This window comes from Tissierella simiarum (genome assembly GCF_018917865.1).
Taxonomy (GTDB): Bacteria; Bacillota; Clostridia; order Tissierellales; family Tissierellaceae; genus Tissierella_C; species Tissierella_C simiarum.
Genome location: NZ_JAHLPM010000001.1, coordinates 432,595 through 452,699, shown reverse-complemented (window position 1 = coordinate 452,699; position 20,105 = coordinate 432,595). Strand labels below are relative to the sequence as shown.

Sequence of the window (20,105 nt, the reverse complement as noted above, 5' to 3'; positions counted from 1 at the left end):
TTATCAATATATAATAATAACATCAACTGAACATGAACACGTAGATAGAAATAGCATACCCCATATTTTTTAGTTTATATTCAGTTAATATTTATGTAGTAATCTTTATAGCGTAGCAAAAAAACATCGAAGGAGGCGCTGCTATGCTACAATTAAAAGAAATTACTAAAAGCTACACAACCGGCGACTTTACCCAAGTTGCTTTGAACGGCATTAATCTGAATTTCAGAAAAAATGAATTTGTTGCTATTTTAGGGCAGAGCGGATCGGGTAAAACCACCTGCCTAAATGTTATTGGAGGTTTGGACCAATATGATAGTGGTGATTTAATTATCAATGGAAAATCTACCAAAGACTTTAAAGATGGCGAATGGGATGCTTACCGTAATAACAGTGTTGGATTTATTTTTCAAAGTTATAATTTGATTTCTCATTTGAGTATTCTTGACAATGTAGAAATGGGTATGACACTAAGTGGTGTGTCATCTGCTGAGAAGAATAAAAAAGCACTTGAGGTCCTTGAAAGAGTGGGACTAAAGGAGCATATATATAAAAAGCCAAATCAGCTTTCTGGCGGACAGATGCAGAGAGTTGCTATTGCCCGAGCTCTTGCCAACGATCCAGATATTATTTTGGCAGATGAGCCTACAGGTGCATTAGATTCGGCAACCAGTGAGCAAATCATGGATTTAATTAAGGAAATTGCTGATGATAAGCTTGTTATCATGGTTACCCATAACCCGGAGCTTGCGGAAAAATATGCAGATCGTATTGTCAATTTCAAAGATGGCGAGGTAACTCATGACAGCAATCCTTATCAAGTTATTAAGGAAGAGACTGGATATCAGTTAAAGAAAACTAGTATGAGTTTTTTCACTGCCTTGAAAGTATCTGGAAAAAATATTGCAACGAAAAAATGGAGAACGGCATTAACTGCTTTTGCTGCCAGTATTGGTATTATTGGAATTGCATTGATTTTGAGCCTTTCTTCTGGATTTCAGGTTCAGATTGACCAATTCCAGAGTGATGCTTTGTCTGAATTTCCTGTCATTATTTCTCAGTCTGCAATGAGTATGGATGCAGAATCTATGCAAGAAATGAGGGGACAGATGCAATCACCTATATCTGGAGATAGGGAATATACAGATTCCGATGAAGTTTATCTTTATGATTCTGCTGAAAACAAGATTACTCATACCAATAAACTTACAGATGAATATCTTGAATATGTAAATAAGATTGACCCTATAATTTGTAAAAGTATCGGATATACTCGAATGTTGGGTATGAACTTGCTTCGAGAAACAGATGGTAATGTAGTTCCAGCTTCTGTTGCAGTAGGCCTTAATACAGGTGGAGGAAGCGATCAAACGAATATGCAGGGTATGGCTAATATGTCCAGCATGAATGGAGTAGGACTTGCTTCTTATCCTGAAGTATTGGATGACTCAGAACAGTCTTATTTAGAGAAAAACTATGATGTACTTGCCGGCAGTTATCCGACTGAGGAAACTGATTTAGTCTTAGTCATAGACAATAAGAATCAGGTAGATTATACTGTACTGAAAAATCTAGGATTTGATACGGATAATATTGACAGCGTTAAATTTGCAGATATTGTCGGAACTGAGTTTAAGCTGATAACCAACAATGATTACTATCAAAAAACAGAGATGGGAAATTTCTTGCCTAGATCTGATTATAAGGCTATGTATGATTCAACAAACAGCATTACTTTAAAAATTTCCGGTATTGTTCGTCTGAAACCAGATGTTTCCCTTGGAATTTTAGGCAATGGAATCGCATACAGCGACAACTTGGTACAGCATATTTTAGAAATTGAAAAGGATTCAGAAATTGTAAAAGCTCAAAAAGATGCTGATCATAATGTTATAACAATGGAAAAATTGGATGACACATCAAAATCTACTTTCCTTTCCTATTTGGGCGGAGATGCAACTCCATTTATGGTTTATTTATATGCATCTGACTTTGAATCCAAAGAAGCTGTTTTATCCTATTTAGATGAGTATAATAATGGTAAAGCTGAAGAAGATACTGTTATCTATACAGACCTTGCAAGTTCAATGACCAATATGACAAGTGGTATTATGGATGCAATTACGCTGGTTCTTATAGCTTTTGCTTCAATTTCTCTAATCGTTTCTTTGATTATGATTGGGATCATTACCTATATATCTGTATTGGAGCGTACCAAAGAAATTGGTGTTCTTCGTGCGCTAGGGGCTAGGAAAAAGGATATTACCCGTGTGTTTAATGCAGAAACATTTATTATTGGTGCATGTTCTGGTCTCATGGGAATAGGTATTGCATACCTATTAACAATACCTATGAATATTGTCCTAGAAAATATGACAGGCTTATCTGGTGTTGCACAGCTGGATCCTCTATATGCACTTCTTCTTGTGACAATCAGTGTGGTACTTACGTTGATTGGCGGCACAATTCCTGCCAAGATGGCTGCAAAGAAAGATCCGGTAGAAGCATTAAGAACTGAATAATTTTTATTAAAGTCAAGAATAAATGTCCTTTTCTGGTTTATTTGTACCAGAAAAGGACATTTATCTTATTATCTTTGAACTCTACCAGAAGCGTCTCCTTTTAATAGGTTTTCAACTTCGGATACAGTTACCATATTGAAATCTCCGTGGATAGTATGTTTTAATGCTGATGCAGCTACACCGAATTCTAAAGCATCTTTGAAATTCTTTCCACTTAATATACCATAGATAAATCCTGATGCGAAAGAATCTCCTCCGCCTACTCTGTCAACTATTCTTACATCATATTTTCTTGAATGATAGAATTCATTTCCATCATAAGCACAAGCAGACCAACCATTGTCAGAAGCTGAATAGGATTCTCTTAAAGAACTTATAACGTATTTGAAATCAAATTTTTCTTTCATTTGTTTAAAAATATTTTGGTATCCAGCTAATTCTAACTCACCAGTAGTTACGTCTGTTTTTCCTGGTTTGAAACCTAGTGTTAATTCAGCATCTTCTTCATTTCCAATACAAACATCTACATATTTCATTAGATTAGTCATTACTTCTTGAGCTCTTTCTGGAGTCCATAGATTTTTCCTATAATTAAGGTCTACAGAAACGGTTACACCATGTTTTTTAGCTGCTTTTAAAGCTTCTTCCGTTAGAATAGCAGCTTCTTCACTTAAAGCAGGAGTAATTCCTGAGAAATGGAACCATTCTGCATCTTTAAATATTTCATCAAAATCAAAATCATTTACACTAGCCTCTGCTATAGAAGAATTGGCTCTATCGTAAACAACTTTTGAAGGTCTCATAGAAGCACCACTTTCTAAATAGTAGATGCCTATTCTGTTTCCTCCTCTTTCAACATACTCAGTATTAACCCCATATCTTCTTAATTGGTTGATAGCAGCTTGTCCTATTTCATTTTTAGGTAATTTTGATACGAAGTATGAGTCTAATCCATAATTTGCAAGAGATACTGCTACATTTGCTTCTCCACCGCCATAAACAACATCAAAGGATTCTGCTTGAACGAATCTTTCGAATCTAGGAGTGGAAAGTCTAAGCATTATTTCACCTAAAGTTACTACCTTTTTCATTTTATGCCCTCCTAATTAAAATATATTTTAAAAACTATTTGCCTCTAGCTTCTCTAACTTTGTTAACAAACTCTTTTGCCGCTTTTGTCATATCTTCACTAGTTCCCTTTGTTAAGTTGCCACCTACACCAACGGCTATACAGCCATTTTTTATCCATTGATCAACGTTGTCTAAACTAACTCCACCTGTTGGCATTAAGGATGCTTGTGGCAAAGGTCCTTTTATTGCGGAAATAAAGGATGGACCAAAGGCACTACCTGGAAATACTTTGATAACATCGGCTCCGGCTTCCATAGCCGTTATCATTTCTTTTATAGTCATACATCCTGGCATATAAGGTATTTGGTATCGGTTGCATAATTTAGCCGTTTCTAGATCAAAGGCTGGACTAACTATGTATTTTGCTCCTGATAAAATAGCAATTCTTGCAGTTTCACTATCAAGAACTGTACCTGCACCAACTAGTAGTTTATCACCAAATTCATTTGTTAGATCTTCTATAACTTTATGTGCTCCAGGAACTGTAAAAGTAATTTCTATAGAATCTACTCCGCCATCCATACAAGCTAAAGCGATTTTTTTAGCTTTTTCAGTGCTTTCTGCTCTTACTACTGCAACAACTCCAACTTCATGGATTCTCTTAAGGATTTCATATTTTATCATACTAAAACCTCCTTCTACTATACTATTTCATAATATGAAACAATGATTCGTATTATGAAACCAGTTAATTTCATTATAGTCAAAGACGAAAATAATTGCAAACTTATTTTTGAAAAATATATAAAACTTAAAAATCCATATTATTAACAATTCATGTAAATATATGCTATAATCAAATAAATCTGATATTATTTTAAAATTAAAAATAAAAAAGTATTTAATTAGGAGTGAAATAGATGATTGATGTAGTACAATCTGTAGATAGAGCATTATCTATATTAGAATTGATATCTAATTATAATGAAGGCTTGGGAATCACAGAAATAAGTGAAAAGGTAGAACTTCATAAAAGTACTGTTCATAGATTATTAGGTACGCTGATTTATAAGGGATTTGTAGAACAAGACTTGATAACAAATAAATATATGATATCTTTAAAACTTTATGAACTAGGTACAAAGCGAATTGAAGATCTTGATATACTTAAAATTTCAAAACCATATACTAAGGAGTTAATGGAAGAATTAAATGAAGTTGTTCACTTAGTTATAAGAGATGAAAATGATATTGTTTACATAGATAAAGTAGAAGCCGATAATACCATAAGAATGGCTTCAACTATAGGAAGAAGGTCACCATTATACTGTACTTCAGTAGGGAAGGCTATATTGGCTTTTATGGATGACGAAGAGGTAGAAGAGATATGGAAGAATAGCAATATTCAGAAATTAACTGAGAATACTATTACTGGTTTTGAAGAGTTTAAAAAAGAGTTGAGTAAGATCAAAGAACAAGGATATGCTGAAGATGATGAGGAGAATGAGTTAGGAGTTAGGTGCATTGGGGCTCCTGTCTTTAACCATAATGGTGAAGTAGAAGGTGCTATAAGTATTTCTGGACCTACTATTAGGGTTACTAAAGAGAAAGTTGGGGAAGTAGCCGAGGCATTGAAGAAATATTCAAGCATGATTTCAAAGGGGCTTGGTTATAGGGGATAGTGTATTTATAGCAATTAAGTTAATATAAATAATAATATCAAGTTACAAAAGGAGGAAAAGATTTGACAGCTTCAAAGCTTTCCGCAAGTGAATATGTTTATAATTGTTTAAAAGATGAGATAATGTTTTTAGAATTATTACCAGGACAAACAATAAATGAAGTAGAAACTTCTAATAGGTTTAATGTGTCGAGAACACCTGTTAGAGATGCATTCAATAGATTGGAATCAGAAGGACTTATTGATGTTAAATCTAAATATGGTACTTTTGTTACATTAATAGATATAGATGAAATTTCGGATATAATGTATATGAGAGAAAAGTTGGAGTTAGCAGTTATAAAGGATATAAAATATATATCAAAGTCCCAAGAAGTAAAGATAAATGTGTTATTGCTGCAACAATATAAAATATTAAATAGTAATCTTGATGAATTAGAAATGGCACAGAAATTTTTGGAAGCAGATAATGAATTTCATGCTGCAATATTTAATTTAGACAATAAAGAAAGTATATGGAAAAGAATTGCTGAGGGTAATCCTCACTATAATCGATTACGGCTATTGGCAAATAGAGAAAATAAAAATAGTTTGGACAAAATACATGAGGACCATACTAAAATTATAAAGGCTATAATTTCTAAAGACTATGAGTTATTAGAAGAATATTACAATAAACATATTTATGAGGGAATAGAAAATCTAACGGAAATTGTGAGTAAATATAATGAATATTTTAAATAAAACAGAATCCTTCACAACTAGCAAGATTATTGCTAGTTTTTTACAAAGCAAAAATGTTGCATACAACAAGTTGACATTTGTATACAACATGATAAAATATAAAAGGAAATTCGATTGCATCAAAATAATTATTATGCATTTATAACAGTTGGAAAGGAGAGTATTTCAATGTACAGACTCACAAAAAAGATAGTATGTTTACTATTAGTAGGGATTTTAGCATTTAACTTAGCAGGGTGTAGTATCAATACTGGTGGAAAACGTATTATCAGGATATCACATGGACAGTCATCAACACATCCACAACATATAGGTTTATTGACATTTAAAGAACATATAGAATCCCAATTAGGTGATAAATATGATATTCAAATTTTTCCTAACGAATTATTAGGGCCATCTAATAAGGCTATTGAATTAGTTCAAACGGGAGCAATAGATTTTGTAGTTTCTAGCACAGGGAATTTGGAAACCTTCGATGATATTTATCAAATATTTAGTATGCCCTATTTGTTTGATAGTGTAGATGCATACCATAAAGTTATGGAAGATAAAGAATTAATGGAAAGTATATTTAAATCTACAGAAGCTGCTGGATTTGAAGCAATTACATGGTTTGATGCAGGTACTAGAAATTTTTATGCAACATCAGCAATCAGAACTCCAGAGGATTTAAAAGGGAAAAAAATTCGAGTCCAACAAAGTCCTACCAATGTAAGAATGATGGAATTATTTGGTGCAGCAGCGGCACCTATGAGTTTTGGAGAAGTCTACACTGCAATTCAGTCAGGGGTTATTGATGGTGGAGAAAATAATGAGCTTGCTTTGACTAATAATAAGCATGGAGAAGTAGCAAAGTATTATTCATATAATCATCATCAAATGGTCCCAGATATGTTAATAGGTAATGTTAAATTTTTAAATGAATTATCACCAGAAGAGAGAAAAATCTTTAATGAGGCAGCAGAATTATGTACGATTACTGAACGGGAATACTGGGATATTCAAATTCAAGAAGCAATAGACGAAGCAAAATCTATGGGGGTTGAATTTATAGAAACAGATATAGAATTATTTAAAGAAAAGGTACTTCCATTACATGAGGAGTTATTAGAACAAAATAGTAAACTAATATACATATATGAAAAAGTCCAGGAGATAAATAAAGAAGTAAAGGGGTTAGAATAATATGAGTAATTTCAAAGTGAAAATAAATAAGATATTAGAGATAACATGTATTTCTTTATTTGTATTTATAACCATCATAGGAACATATCAAATAGTGACTAGATATGTATTTAACTCACCCAGTACAATTTCAGAAGAATTATTAACTTTTTCTTTTACATGGATGGCATTATTATCTGCAGCTTTGGTGTTTGGAAAAAGGGAACATATGAGAATGGAATTTGCGGTAAACTTTCTTAAAGATAAGTCAAAGATAATGTTAAATATAGTTTCTGAAATTTTAGTTATAGCTTTTGCCTTAACGGTATTGATTTATGGAGGTATTAAGATTACTAAACTTACAGCAACACAGATAACAGCATCTTTAGGTATACCAATGTCATATGTATATATAATTATTCCCATAACAGGGATTTTGATAGTTTTATATAACATTATAAATATTAATGAATTAGTTAAAGATCTTAAGCCAAAAGATTTGAGTAAGGAGGGAAAATAAAATGAGTATCGCACTAATTTCAGGTTTGATAATAGCCATTGTTTTAATAATTTTATTAATAGCAGGGGTACCCATAGCTATTTCCTTAGGAATATCCTCAATACTCGCTATCTTACCTACTTTGAATTTTGAAGCTACAGTTATTACAGGGGCTCAAAGAACATTTTCAGGAATATCAGTATTTACATTAATAGCTATTCCATTTTTTATTCTAGCAGGTAATATTATGAATAAGGGTGGAATTGCTGTAAGATTATTAAATTTTGCAAAACTTATATCAGGTAGAGTTCCAGGAGCAATGGCTCACACTAATGCTGTAGCAAATATGATGTTTGGAGCCATTTCAGGATCAGGAGTTGCAGCAGCTTCAGCAATGGGTAGTATTATAGGACCTATTGCAGAAAAAGAAGGATATGATGCTGATGATATGGCTACAATCAATATCGCTACTGCACCAACAGGGTTATTGATACCCCCAAGTAATGTATTGATAACTTTTTCTTTAGTAAGCGGTGGGACATCAGTAGCTGCATTGTTTATGGCGGGATACATCCCAGGAATTTTATGGGGACTTGGATGTATGGTGGTTGCATTTTTTATAGCAAAGAAAAAAGGATATGTGAGTACAGAACGTGTAACTATGGTACAAGCCTTAAAGATAATACTTGAGGCAATTCCAAGTTTATTGCTAATAGTTATTGTTATTGGAGGAATAACATCAGGTATATTTACAGCAACTGAAGGTTCCGTAATTGCAGTGCTATATAGTTTAATATTATCTCTTTTATTTTATAAAACTATAAGTATTAAAGATTTATATGGAATTTTTAAGGAAAGTGCTGAGTCTACAGGAATGATAGTTTTTTTAATTGGCGTATCAAGTATAATGGCATGGGTGATGGCATTTACTGGAATTCCTTCAGCTATTTCAAATGGGCTTTTAGGGATAAGTCAAAATCCTGTGATTATCTTATTGATTATTAATTTCATATTACTATTTGTAGGGACATTTATGGATATTACTCCTGCTATATTAATTTTCACTCCAATTTTTATGCCTGTTTGCCTAAATCTAGGTATGTCAGCAGTGCAATTTGGAATCATGATTGTACTAAATTTATGTATAGGAACTATAACTCCTCCTGTAGGAAACATACTCTTTGTAGGGGTTAAGGTTGGTAAGACAAAACTTGAGAATATAATAAAAAAATTAATACCATATTATATAGTCATATTTATTGTTCTATTGATTGTAACGTTTGTTCCACAAGTAAGTACTTGGCTACCTACATTGTTAGGATATTAAAGAAATAAAGCTTAATGGTAGGAGGTTTAAGATGAAAAAATTTATTAATGATAATTTTCTGCTTAATACTCAGACTGCAGTAGATCTATATCACAAATATGCTAAAGATATGCCAATATTTGATTATCATTGTCATTTAAATCCTGTAGATATTGCAGAAAATAGAAGATATGAAAATATAACAAAGATTTGGCTAGATGGTGATCATTATAAATGGAGAGCTTTACGTAGTAATGGGATAGATGAAAAATATATAACTGGAGATGCATCAGATTATGAAAAGTTTGAAGCTTGGTGTAAAACAGTTCCCTATCTATTAGGAAATCCTCTATATCACTGGTCTCATTTAGAGTTAAAAAGATTTTTTGATATTGATGTTTTAATTAGTGAAGAAACAGCAGGTGAAATTTGGGAAAAAGCTAATAGAAAATTAGAATCAGATGAGTTTACTGTTTTAGAGTTAATAAAGAAGTCAAATGTAAGAGCATTATGTACTACAGATGACCCTATAGATAGTTTGAAGTATCACAAAATAATTAGAGAAAATCAGAAATATGAAGTAAAGGTATTGCCAACATTTAGACCAGATAAAGCTATGAATATTGATCATAACGGTTTTAAAGCTTGGGTAACTAGCTTAGGTCAAGTGAGCAATATGCCAATTGAAAATTATGATGAGTTTATTAAAGCATTAAAAAGTAGGGTGGAGTTTTTTCATGAGCAAGGATGTAGAATTTCTGATCATGGTATAGAAGATATATTTTTTGAAGTATCTAGTGAAGAGGAAGTGGAAAAGATTTATCAAAAAGGATTGAAGGGTGAAAAATTAACTCAGTCTGATGTCGATAAATTTAAAACTATGACTTTACTTAATCTGTCACAGATATTCTATAAGTTAAATTGGACTATGCAACTTCATATTGGTGCATTAAGAAATAATAATTCTAGAATGTTTGAAAAGATTGGTGCTGATACCGGATTTGATTCTATTAATGATGGAATCATAGCAAAGAAATTATCAAAGCTTTTAGATAGCATGGATATGAATAAGGAACTACCTAGAACAATTCTTTATTGCTTAAATCCTAGGGATAATGATGTAATAGCCACTATGATAGGAAATTTTCAAGGTGGAGGTATACCAGGTAAAATTCAATTTGGATCAGGTTGGTGGTTTAACGACCAAAAAGATGGAATGGAGAAACAAATGAAGTCATTGGCGAATTTAGGACTTCTTAGAAGGTTTGTTGGTATGGTTACAGATTCAAGAAGTTTTCTATCTTATACAAGACATGAGTATTTTAGAAGGGTACTATGTAATTTAATAGGGAGTTGGGTAGAAAATGGAGAAGTCCCAAATGATATTAACTTATTAGGATCTATGGTAGAAGAGATATGCTATAAAAATGCAGTTGAGTATTTTGGGATAGAGATATAATGGAGGTTGATGTATTTGAAACTATCATTTAGGTGGTATGGAGAAGAGGATCCAGTAAAGATAGAATATATTAAACAGATACCTAGTATGGATAGTATAGTAACAGCGATCTATGATGTACCAGTTGGTGAAGTTTGGAGTATGGAAAGTATAAACAAAGTAAAAGAAACTGTTGAAAAAGCGGGTTTAAACTTTGACGTTATAGAAAGTGTTCCTGTACATGAAGATATAAAATTAGGTTTTTCAAGCAGGGATAAATATATAGAGAACTACAAGCAGAACATTATAAATCTAGGAAAAGCAGGAGTAAAAGTTATATGCTATAATTTTATGCCAGTATTCGATTGGACAAGATCTCAACTAGATAAAAAATTAGAAGATGGCTCTACTGCCCTTGTGTACTACAAGGATCAAATTAATAAGATGGACCCACTGAAGGGGGAATTATCACTACCAGGATGGGATTCAAGTTATACTAAAGAAGACCTTAAGGATTTATTTGATAAATATTCAAAAATTGATGAAGAAGACCTTTGGACTAATTTAGAGTATTTTTTAAAGGAAATAATACCAGTAGCTGAAGCAAGTAACGTAAAAATGGCAATACATCCGGATGATCCACCATGGTCTATATTTGGATTGCCTAGAATTATAACAACGGAAGAGAATTTAGATAGATTTTTGAAACTCGTAGATAGTGAGTATAATGGATTAACTCTATGTACTGGATCTTTAGGAAGTGGAAGTTTTAATAATATAGTTAGAATGGTGGATAAATATTCAGCACAAGGTAGAATACACTTTATGCATGTAAGAAACATTAAATTATTAGACGATGGAAGTTTTGAAGAAAGTGCTCATTATTCATCTTGTGGTTCTTTAAATATAGTTGAAATAATGAAAGCTCTTCATAAAAATAAATTTAATGGATACCTTCGTCCTGATCATGGCAGGATGATTTGGGGTGAAACTGGTAAACCTGGATATGGATTGTATGACAGAGCTCTTGGTGCAATGTATATAGCAGGTATTTGGGAAACATTAGATAATGTAAATAAGGAGTGAGATTATGAAACTACCATTTAAAATTGATTTAAGTAACAAAGTAGCTGTAGTTACAGGGGGTACAGGCGTACTAGGGAGTTTATGGGTAGAGGCATTAGCTGCTTGTGGAGCTAAAGTTGCTATTCTTGGAAGAAACTTAGATAAAATAAATGAAAAAGTAAAAGATGTAGAAAATAATGGTGGAATTGCAATAGGAGTAGTAGCAGATGTACTAAATAAAGAAAGTCTAGTAAAAGCTCATATTGAGATTTTAGAAAAACTGGGACCCTGTGATATTTTAATAAATGGAGCAGGAGGCAATCATCCTAAAGGCACTACTACAAAAGAATATTTATATGAAGAAGATTTAAACAATACTGATGAAAATAATGTAACTTTTTTTGACTTAGATGGAGAGGGTATTAGATTTGTATTTGATTTAAACTTCTTGGGAACATTTTTACCATCTCAGGAATTTGCAAAAGATATGGTGGGCAGAAAAGGATGTACCATAATAAATATATCATCTATGAATGCATATACTCCTTTAACTAAAATACCAGCATATTCAGGTGCTAAGGCAGCTATCTCTAACTTTACAGAATGGTTAGCTGTCCATTTATCAAAAGTTGGAATTAGAGTAAATGGTATAGCACCAGGATTTTTTCTAACTAGTCAGAATGAGAGTTTGTTATTAAATGATGATGGCTCCTATACAGATAGGTCAAGAAAAATTTTAAATAGTACACCTATGAATAGATTTGGAAAACCAGAAGAGCTTATTGGAGCTTTACTATTCTTAGTAAATGAAGAAGCATCTAGCTTTGTTAATGGAGTTGTAATACCTGTAGACGGAGGATTTTCAGCTTATTCAGGGGTATAGATTTTCTATATAGTAGTTATTTTCTATTATCTAATTTACGAAAAGATAGAAAAGATAAGAAAGTCATTATTAGCAGTTATGATTGCTAGTGATGACTTTTTTATATTTTTGTTTAACATATGTGAGATATTAACAGCTATGGTATAATAGAGATAAGTAGGTGATGAAATGAAGATACAAAATCCTTACGATAAATTTTTTAAAGAAACCTTTGGAAATATAGAGGTAGCACAAGAACTACACTAGGAGAGATGATAACAGGATATAAAAATTTGCCAAAAGAAGTACAAAAATTTATTCCTGACTATGAATATTTAATTTATGATATATCGAGATACACAGATGAAGAAATAAAAGGTGAAGCTCAACTTAGAATATTGCTCACTATATTTAGAGATATATTTATAAAGGATAACAAAGGGCTACAAGAGTCGATATATAGAGCAGTAGCATATCTACAAGAATTAGATGATAGAGAAACAGGAATAGAGTATTTTGAAACCTTTATTAGATATATATTTAGTGCAAGATCAAATTTAACAAAAAGAGATGTTGAAGAAATAATAGAAGAGATAGAAAAGTCTTATCCTGAAGGGAGTGAAGTTATTATGACTATAATAGAAAGATATAGAGAAGAAGGTCTTATAAAGGGTATGGAAAAGGGTATAGAGAGAGGTATGGAAAAAGGCATAGAATTGGGAGAAAATCGAAAGAAAATTGAGGTAGCTAAAAATTTACTTAAAATTAATTTGCCAATAGAACAAATAATAGATGTAACGGGATTAACAAAGAAAGAAATGGAAAAGCTGATAGAAGAAAGTATTAATTAATAGCTATGTTATTATTTTAAACTCCTCCTTAAATTACCTTGTATGTAAAAATTGATTATATAAAAAATACATATAAGGTGATAATAGTGGAGGAAAAGCAATCTAAGGAGAAGAGGGAATCAATTCTAATCCAAGTAAACAAAATCAAGAAAAAGATAAAAAATAGGTTGTGTTAAAGTCGGAAATAAAAGTCCTTTTCTGGTAAGAATAAACCAGAAAGGGACTTTGTTTTCACTATCTTTGAGCTTTACTAGAAGCATCCCCTTTAACAGGTTTTCAACTTCGATACAGTTACCATATTAAAATCTCTGTGGATAGTATGTTTTAGTGCCGATGCAGCTACACCAAATTCTAAAGCATCTTTGAAATTGTTTCCGCTGAATATACCATAGATAAATCCTGATTCGAAAGAGTCTCCTCCACCTACTCTGTCAACTATTCTTACATCATATTTTCTTGAATGATAGAATTCATTTCCATCATAAGCACAAGCAGACCAACCATTGTCAGAAACCGAATAGGATTCCTTTAAAGAACTTATAACATATTTAAAGCCAAATTTTTCTTTCATTGTTTAAATATACTTTGGTGTCCAGCTAATTCTAACTCACCAGTAGCTACGTCTGTTTTTCCTATAATTAAGTTCTATAGAAAGAGAGAATAATTAATTAACTAATTATTCTCTCTCTTTTCTATAATATTTTCTAAATTGTAAAGGTGTTATATTCTCCTTTTTCTTAAATATCCTAATAAAATTACTCTGGCTATTGAATCCACAGTCCATAGCTATATCGGTAATACTATTGTCTGTAAAATAAAGCTGATTTTTTGCATGAGATATTCTTTTTAGTAAGATGTATTGATTTAAGGTAAAGCCTGTTATATTTTTATAGGAATGTGCTAAGTAATATTTACTTATAAAAAAGTCAGCTGCAATGGATTCTAAAGTTATATTTTGTGTGAAATTCTCATCTATGTATGTTTGTATATCAAGTATTCTTTGATCCTTTTTATTGATATTAGTAATAGGGAATTGATTTGTATATTCTCTATATAAAAATATTATAAGATGACTTAATAAAGAAACAAATTCAATATGCCAAAACTCTTCTTGTGCCGAGTATATGAGACTTAAATTATTTAATATCCTACTTATTGAGCTTATATGCTTTTTCTTAACTTCAAATTTATTTTCAAAGGAATCAGTACGAATTTTAAATATGGATAATAAAGCAGGTTCTTTAATTATATTATCTAGATAATGGGAATCAATAATGATCATATATCTTGAATATGGAGTAGTTATTGGACTCATTTCATGTTTTTCTAAATTATTTAAAAACACTAAATTGTTTTTATCACAAGTATAAATCTTATTATCTATAGTAAAATTAGCCTCACCTTCAGTAATGAATATTATCTCATATCCATTATGAAAGTGCTCCGTTAAGCCTATTCCCCTTGAAGTCAATGTTTTAAAATCCATATTAATATTCTGATGATCCAATTTATCACCTCTTTTAATAAAAGCAATCTTTATCAATTTTTGGGCAACTTGTCAATATAATTACACGATTTACTATATTATAATGTTACCGTAAATAAAAAACAACAGTATTAATTAATTGTTAATAAATGCTATTTAATCGAGGAGGAGAAATATTGGCAGGGAATACATATGCAAGTAATGGAAATTTTAAGTATGGACATCTTAGTGAATTAGAAAAAGACATAGAAAGACTAGAATTAGGTATAAAAACATCCCAAAATCTAGATTTGTTTAAGATGAGAATTAATATTGGGAATCATATAATTCCAAATTCTATTGCTAGTCTTCCGATGGAAGGTGGAGACTCTACTGAGGAAGGAAGTCCAACGGAACTTACGTATAGAAAGTATGAAAAGATCGCAAGAGGTGGGGCTGGATTAATTTGGATAGAGGCTGTTAGTGTTACTAAAGAAGGAAGATCCAATGATAAGCAACTATGGATAACAGAAGAGAATTGGATGGAATTTAAAAAGTTGAATGATTTAATCAAACTATCTGCAAAAGAAGAGTTCGGAGAAAACCATAATCCTATAACGATTATTCAGTTAAACCATTCAGGTAGATATTGCAAAGTAAATGGAAATAAAAACCCTATTATTGCAACACATAAGGAGTTATTAGATAATAAATTAGGGATATCAGATGATTATCCAGTTGTTACTGATGATTACCTTAGAGGGCTTGAAGGAGATTTTTTAAAGGCTGCTAGGTTAGCAAAAAAAGCGGAATTTGATGGTGTAGATATAAAGGCCTGTCATGGATATTTATTATCAGAGTTGTTATCTGCATATGAAAGAGAAGGTGAATATGGAGGCAAATTTGAAAATAGAATTAAATTATTTATAAATGTTATTGATAAAATAAAAGAGGACAATGATTGTCAAGGATTATTACTGGCTTCAAGGTTAAACATATATGATGGTTTACCATATCCTCAAGGCTGGGGAGTATCAAAAGAAAACGGTATAGCTATGGATTTAGAAGAACCAAAAAAACTCATAAGTATTCTAGTAGAAAAAGATGTAAAATTAATAAGTTTAACTATGGGAAATCCATATTTTATACCTCACATAAATAAACCATATGATATTGGAGATTATGTTCCAGATGAAAATGTTATCATAAGTTGTAATAGACTTATAAGTGGAATTGGAGATATACAAAATACTTTTCCTAGCATTAATTTTGTTGGAGTAGGATATAGTTGGTTTAGGCATTTAGCACCTTATGTAGGGGCAGGTAGTTTGGAAAACGGATTATGTAAAATTATTGGTTTTGGGAGAGAAAGTATATCCTATCCTAATTTTGCCAGAGATATATTAGATAATGGTGAGATGAAAAAGAATAGAGTGTGCGTATCTTGTAGCAAGTGTAGTGAAATGAAATCTAAAATAAGCACTTGTGGATGTGTTGTTAGAGATAATGAAGTTTATTTACCTATTTACAAGGAAATGAAAAATAAGGAGATTAAATAATATGAGTAGAGTTGCTGTTGTTACAGGAGGGACAAGAGGTATAGGACTCGGCATAGTTAAAGAATTGTATGAAGACGGTTTTTCAATTGCTTGTCTCGGTAGAATAATAAGTGAAGAAGTAAATGATTTAATAAGAACATCTGAAGGAAGAATTAAATTTATTACAGCTGACATCAGTGATGTTGATAAAATACAGGCAAGTGTAGAAGAAGTAGTCTCTACATTTGGTAGGATAGATGTTCTAGTTAACAATGCAGGTGTAGCTCCTAAGGAAAGAAATGATGTTCTTAAAACAACACCTGAAAGCTTTGATTTTGTAATGAATACTAATCTAAAAGGGACATATTTTATGACTCAAGAAGTAGCAAATATAATGATCAAACAAGATAAGCAAGATTTTCCGCCTAAAATCATAAATATTTCATCCATGTCTGCATATACATCTTCTACGAATAGAGGAGAATATTGTATATCAAAGGCAGGGATTAGTATGATAACTAAACTTTTTGCCGATAGATTATCGAATTATGGAATACTTGTTTATGAAGTTAGACCAGGAATAATTAAAACTGATATGACATCAACAGTTAGTGAAAAGTATGATAAGTTGATTGAAGATGGTTTGCTGCCAATCAAGAGATGGGGGACACCCAAAGATATTGCTGAAATTGTAAGTATATTATGTTTACCTAAAATGTGTTATTCAACAGGCGACATTATAAATGTAGATGGTGGATATCATATAAGGAGGTTATAGAGTAAATGTATAAAGGGCAGATTACAATCAATAATATACCAATCAATGTATATGAGTATAATACAATAGTAGTTGGCTCAGGAGCAGCCAGCCTTAATGCAGCAGATGCTCTATTTAAATTAGGTCAAAAAGATATAGCGTTAGTAACCGAAGGAATGAATAGAGGAACTTCTAGAAATACAGGTTCTGATAAACAAACTTATTATAAGCAATCTACTTCTATAAAGGATGCTGATAGTCCCCTTAAGATGGCTAAAACTTTATTTAATGGTGGAGCAATGCATGGAGATATAGCATTGGTAGAAGCTGCTTTGTCATTAAAAAGCTTTTATAAATTGATAGATATAGGGGTACCTTTTCCCCATGATACATTTGGACAATATGTAGGTTATATGACAGATCACGACGAAAATAGTAGGGCAAGTTCAGTAGGACCATTAACCTCAAAGTATATGACAGAACAGTTAGAAGAAGAAGTAAGAAAAAATGGAACAGATATATTTGATAGATTTTTAGTGATTTCCATATTAAAAGATGAATTTAATGAGGAAGCTGTAGGAGTATTAGCTTTAGATATAAAAAATATGGATGAAAAAAACTATGGCTTGTCATTGTTTAATTGTAGAAATATTATTTATGGAACAGGTGGACCTGCATCAATATACTATAGATCGGTTTTTCCGAAGAGTCAATCAGGAGCTACAGGAATTGCACTAGAAGCAGGAGTTAAAGCTAATAATTTAACTGAGTGGCAATACGGGATTGCATCTATAAAGTTTAGATGGAATTTATCAGGTACATATCAACAAGTTATTCCTAGATATATATCTACTGATATGGATATGAATGATGAGAAAGAATTTTTGGGAGATTATTTCAAAAATCCAACGGACTTGTTAAATGCTACATTCTTAAAAGGTTATCAATGGCCCTTTGATTCTAGAAAATTAACCAACAACGGTTCTTCAGTGATAGATTTACTTATATATATAGAAACACAAATAAAAGGGAGACGAGTATTTTTAGATTTTACTAAGAATCCTAGTTGTGCTACTGTAAGCGGAGGTTTAGATTTTAATCTTTTAGGAAAAGAGGCTTATGAATATTTAAAAAATTCTAATGCATTTCTAAAAACACCAATTGATAGATTGGCAAAAATGAATCCTTTATCCATAGATCTATATAAGAAAAATAATATAGATTTAGAAAAAGAGTACTTAGAAATAGATGTTTGTGCACAACATCAAAATGGAGGATTAGCTGGTGATATTTGGTGGGAAAGCAATTTGAAGAACTTTTTCCCGGTAGGCGAAGCAAATGGAACATTAGGGATTTATAGGCCTGGCGGCAGTGCTTTAAATTCTACTCAAGTTGGGAGCTATAGAGCTGCTGAATTAATAAAAAATAAATATTATCAAAAACCTATGGAATTGGACAAGTTTATAACCAAGGTAAATAATCAGGTTATGAGAAAAGTAAATCTTATAGAGAGAATAAAAATAGAAGACCATAAGAAATCCAATTTAATTGAATTTCAAGAAAGACTACAAAAAGAAATGTCAAAAATAGGTGCCTTTATTCGTGATAAACAAAAAATTGAAAAAGGACTTATTATGCTTAATAAGACATTTAAAGAATTTACAGATTTAGTTTATATAAATGATTTAAAAGAACTACCTACTGTATTTAGAATATACGACATGATAATAACTCAAATAGCGTGTTTAAGCTCTATTTTAGAATATATTAATAAGGGAGGCGATAGTAGAGGTTCTTATTTAATATCGGATGAAGATGGTCTTTATGAAATAAGAATAAATGACATGGTATTGAAATTTTCATTAGAAAAGGATTTCAGAGATAAGATATGTGAGACTGTGATTGATGAAAACGATGGGATTGATGTTTTTCATAATTGGGTAGATGTACGACCGATCCCAGAGTATGATTCGTGGTTTGAAAATGTGTGGGAAGAATATAGACAAAAGAAAATTTATAATTAGGAGGAAAATATGAAATCAAATATAACTTTTAAGAAAATATTAGTTTCAATAATTATATGTGCACTTGCTTTACCACTGTTTGCTTGCGGAAACTCTGAAAAGACCAGTAGTGGGACTGAAAAGGATGTATATGAATTAAAATTTGCCCATGTTGTTAGACCAACAACACCAAAAGGAATGGCAGCCGAAAAATTTAAAGAAATGATAGAAGAGAGAAGTAATGGAAGAATTAAGGTAACCATATATCCAGATTCACAAATGGGTACAGATCAAGAAATTAATGAACAAATATTAGCTAAAACACTAGATATGAATGCTCCATTTTTATCTACTATTACATCTTTTGTTCCTGAGTTTGAGTTGTTTGATTTACCATATTTATTTAATACCAGTGAAGAGGTTTTTGCAGCATTAGATGGTGAAGTTGGTGAGAAATTAAATGAATATTTAGAAGCTAAAGGTTTGGTTTCGTTAGGATATTGGGGTGGAGGTTTTAAACAATTAACAAATTCAAAATTACCGATAAAAAGTGTAAAGGATTTAGATGGTTTAAAAATTCGTGTAAGCCAAAGTCCACTTTTAGTTACACAATTTAGGGCTATAAATGCAGGTGGAATTTCCGTACCTTTTAGTGATTTATATTCCTCTTTACAAACGGGAACTGTGGATGGACAAGAAAATCCCTATGCAAATATAGCCACTAGAAAATTTTATGAGGTACAAAAATATTTAACTATAAGTGATCATGGGTTTATGGGATTTGTGTTTATAATGAACAAAGATAAATTCCAATCATTACCAGAAGATTTGCAATTACTTGTAAAAGAGGTTTCCAAGGAAGTCACTGAATGGCAATGGGAAAAGACTGCGGAAATGGATGCTGATTATCTTAAGGAAATAAAAGATAAAGGTATGATAATTGACGAATTTGATGATGCTGCAAAAAAAGAATTTAGAGAAGCTACACAAGCAGCATACGATGAATTTTTAAAGATGGAAAATGGACAAGAGTTATTAGAATTAGTAGAGAAATATACGAAATAATCAGTGATAACAATGTATGAAGGACAAATAAAAGAATTAGTCCTTCATACATCAATATGCTTTTACAATAT

Annotated in this window: 18 protein-coding genes; 14 read left to right on the top strand and 4 right to left on the bottom strand. The window is 31.5% G+C overall.

The annotated features are described in order from the left end of the window. The first annotated feature begins 143 nt into the window (after nucleotides 1–143). The gene (locus tag KQI42_RS02245; protein WP_216516277.1) at nucleotides 144–2,522 is read left to right on the top strand and encodes an ABC transporter ATP-binding protein/permease; all 2,379 of its coding nucleotides are present in this window, start codon (nucleotides 144–146) and stop codon (nucleotides 2,520–2,522) included. Nucleotides 2,523–2,590: 68 nt separating this feature from the next. Here KQI42_RS02245 and KQI42_RS02240 read toward each other — a convergent pair whose 3' ends face one another. Both KQI42_RS02240 and KQI42_RS02235 read right to left on the bottom strand, forming a co-directional pair. Next, complete coding sequence (locus tag KQI42_RS02240; RefSeq protein WP_216516275.1) at nucleotides 2,591–3,613, bottom strand: sugar kinase; 1,023 nt, start codon at nucleotides 3,611–3,613, stop codon at nucleotides 2,591–2,593. 34 nt (nucleotides 3,614–3,647) lie between these two features. Next, nucleotides 3,648–4,277: a bifunctional 2-keto-4-hydroxyglutarate aldolase/2-keto-3-deoxy-6-phosphogluconate aldolase gene (locus KQI42_RS02235; RefSeq protein WP_216516273.1), complete on the bottom strand. Its 630-nt coding sequence runs from the start codon at nucleotides 4,275–4,277 to the stop codon at nucleotides 3,648–3,650. Nucleotides 4,278–4,513: 236 nt separating this feature from the next. Here KQI42_RS02235 and KQI42_RS02230 point away from each other — a divergent pair, with 236 nt between their 5' ends. From KQI42_RS02230 to KQI42_RS02190, 9 genes are all read left to right on the top strand, one after another. Further along, entirely contained in the window at nucleotides 4,514–5,275 is a 762-nt protein-coding gene (locus KQI42_RS02230; RefSeq protein ID WP_216516271.1) for an IclR family transcriptional regulator, read from the top strand. 62 nt (nucleotides 5,276–5,337) lie between these two features. After that, nucleotides 5,338–6,018 (top strand): GntR family transcriptional regulator, encoded by a 681-nt coding sequence (locus KQI42_RS02225; protein WP_216516268.1) that lies wholly within the window; start codon nucleotides 5,338–5,340, stop codon nucleotides 6,016–6,018. Nucleotides 6,019–6,186: 168 nt separating this feature from the next. Further along, complete coding sequence (locus tag KQI42_RS02220; RefSeq protein WP_216516266.1) at nucleotides 6,187–7,206, top strand: TRAP transporter substrate-binding protein; 1,020 nt, start codon at nucleotides 6,187–6,189, stop codon at nucleotides 7,204–7,206. 1 nt (nucleotide 7,207) lies between these two features. Next, on the top strand, nucleotides 7,208–7,705 hold the full coding sequence (locus tag KQI42_RS02215) for a TRAP transporter small permease (RefSeq protein WP_216516265.1): 498 nt from the start codon (nucleotides 7,208–7,210) through the stop codon (nucleotides 7,703–7,705). Nucleotide 7,706: 1 nt separating this feature from the next. Further along, complete coding sequence (locus tag KQI42_RS02210; RefSeq protein WP_216516263.1) at nucleotides 7,707–9,011, top strand: TRAP transporter large permease; 1,305 nt, start codon at nucleotides 7,707–7,709, stop codon at nucleotides 9,009–9,011. Nucleotides 9,012–9,042: 31 nt separating this feature from the next. Then, complete coding sequence (gene uxaC / locus KQI42_RS02205) at nucleotides 9,043–10,449, top strand: glucuronate isomerase (RefSeq protein WP_216516260.1); 1,407 nt, start codon at nucleotides 9,043–9,045, stop codon at nucleotides 10,447–10,449. 15 nt (nucleotides 10,450–10,464) lie between these two features. Beyond that, complete coding sequence (uxuA, locus tag KQI42_RS02200) at nucleotides 10,465–11,514, top strand: mannonate dehydratase (RefSeq protein WP_216516258.1); 1,050 nt, start codon at nucleotides 10,465–10,467, stop codon at nucleotides 11,512–11,514. Nucleotides 11,515–11,518: 4 nt separating this feature from the next. Beyond that, nucleotides 11,519–12,376 carry an SDR family oxidoreductase gene (locus KQI42_RS02195; RefSeq protein WP_216516256.1) on the top strand — a complete coding sequence of 286 codons (858 nt, stop codon included), beginning with the start codon at nucleotides 11,519–11,521 and terminating at the stop codon, nucleotides 12,374–12,376. A 251-nt stretch (nucleotides 12,377–12,627) separates the two neighbouring features. After that, nucleotides 12,628–13,206, top strand: a complete 579-nt coding sequence (locus tag KQI42_RS02190) for an Rpn family recombination-promoting nuclease/putative transposase (RefSeq protein ID WP_216516254.1) — start codon at nucleotides 12,628–12,630, stop codon at nucleotides 13,204–13,206. A gap of 265 nt (nucleotides 13,207–13,471) precedes the next feature. Here the strand turns inward: KQI42_RS02190 and KQI42_RS02185 are convergent, their stop codons facing one another. Next, nucleotides 13,472–13,777 (bottom strand): PfkB family carbohydrate kinase, encoded by a 306-nt coding sequence (locus KQI42_RS02185; RefSeq protein ID WP_216516252.1) that lies wholly within the window; start codon nucleotides 13,775–13,777, stop codon nucleotides 13,472–13,474. Nucleotides 13,778–13,882: 105 nt separating this feature from the next. Next, entirely contained in the window at nucleotides 13,883–14,713 is an 831-nt protein-coding gene (locus tag KQI42_RS02180) for an AraC family transcriptional regulator (RefSeq protein WP_216516250.1), read from the bottom strand. Between the two features lie 155 nt (nucleotides 14,714–14,868). Here KQI42_RS02180 and KQI42_RS02175 point away from each other — a divergent pair, with 155 nt between their 5' ends. Genes KQI42_RS02175 through KQI42_RS02160 form a run of 4 tightly spaced genes read left to right on the top strand, consistent with a single transcriptional unit; the run spans nucleotide 14,869 to nucleotide 20,034 of the window. After that, nucleotides 14,869–16,230, top strand: a complete 1,362-nt coding sequence (locus tag KQI42_RS02175; protein ID WP_216516248.1) for an oxidoreductase — start codon at nucleotides 14,869–14,871, stop codon at nucleotides 16,228–16,230. Nucleotide 16,231: 1 nt separating this feature from the next. Then, entirely contained in the window at nucleotides 16,232–16,987 is a 756-nt protein-coding gene (locus KQI42_RS02170) for a 3-ketoacyl-ACP reductase (RefSeq protein ID WP_216516246.1), read from the top strand. Between the two features lie 5 nt (nucleotides 16,988–16,992). Then, on the top strand, nucleotides 16,993–18,990 hold the full coding sequence (locus KQI42_RS02165; protein ID WP_216516244.1) for an FAD-dependent oxidoreductase: 1,998 nt from the start codon (nucleotides 16,993–16,995) through the stop codon (nucleotides 18,988–18,990). Between the two features lie 9 nt (nucleotides 18,991–18,999). Next, nucleotides 19,000–20,034 (top strand): TRAP transporter substrate-binding protein, encoded by a 1,035-nt coding sequence (locus KQI42_RS02160; protein ID WP_216516242.1) that lies wholly within the window; start codon nucleotides 19,000–19,002, stop codon nucleotides 20,032–20,034. Nucleotides 20,035–20,105 lie beyond the last annotated feature (71 nt).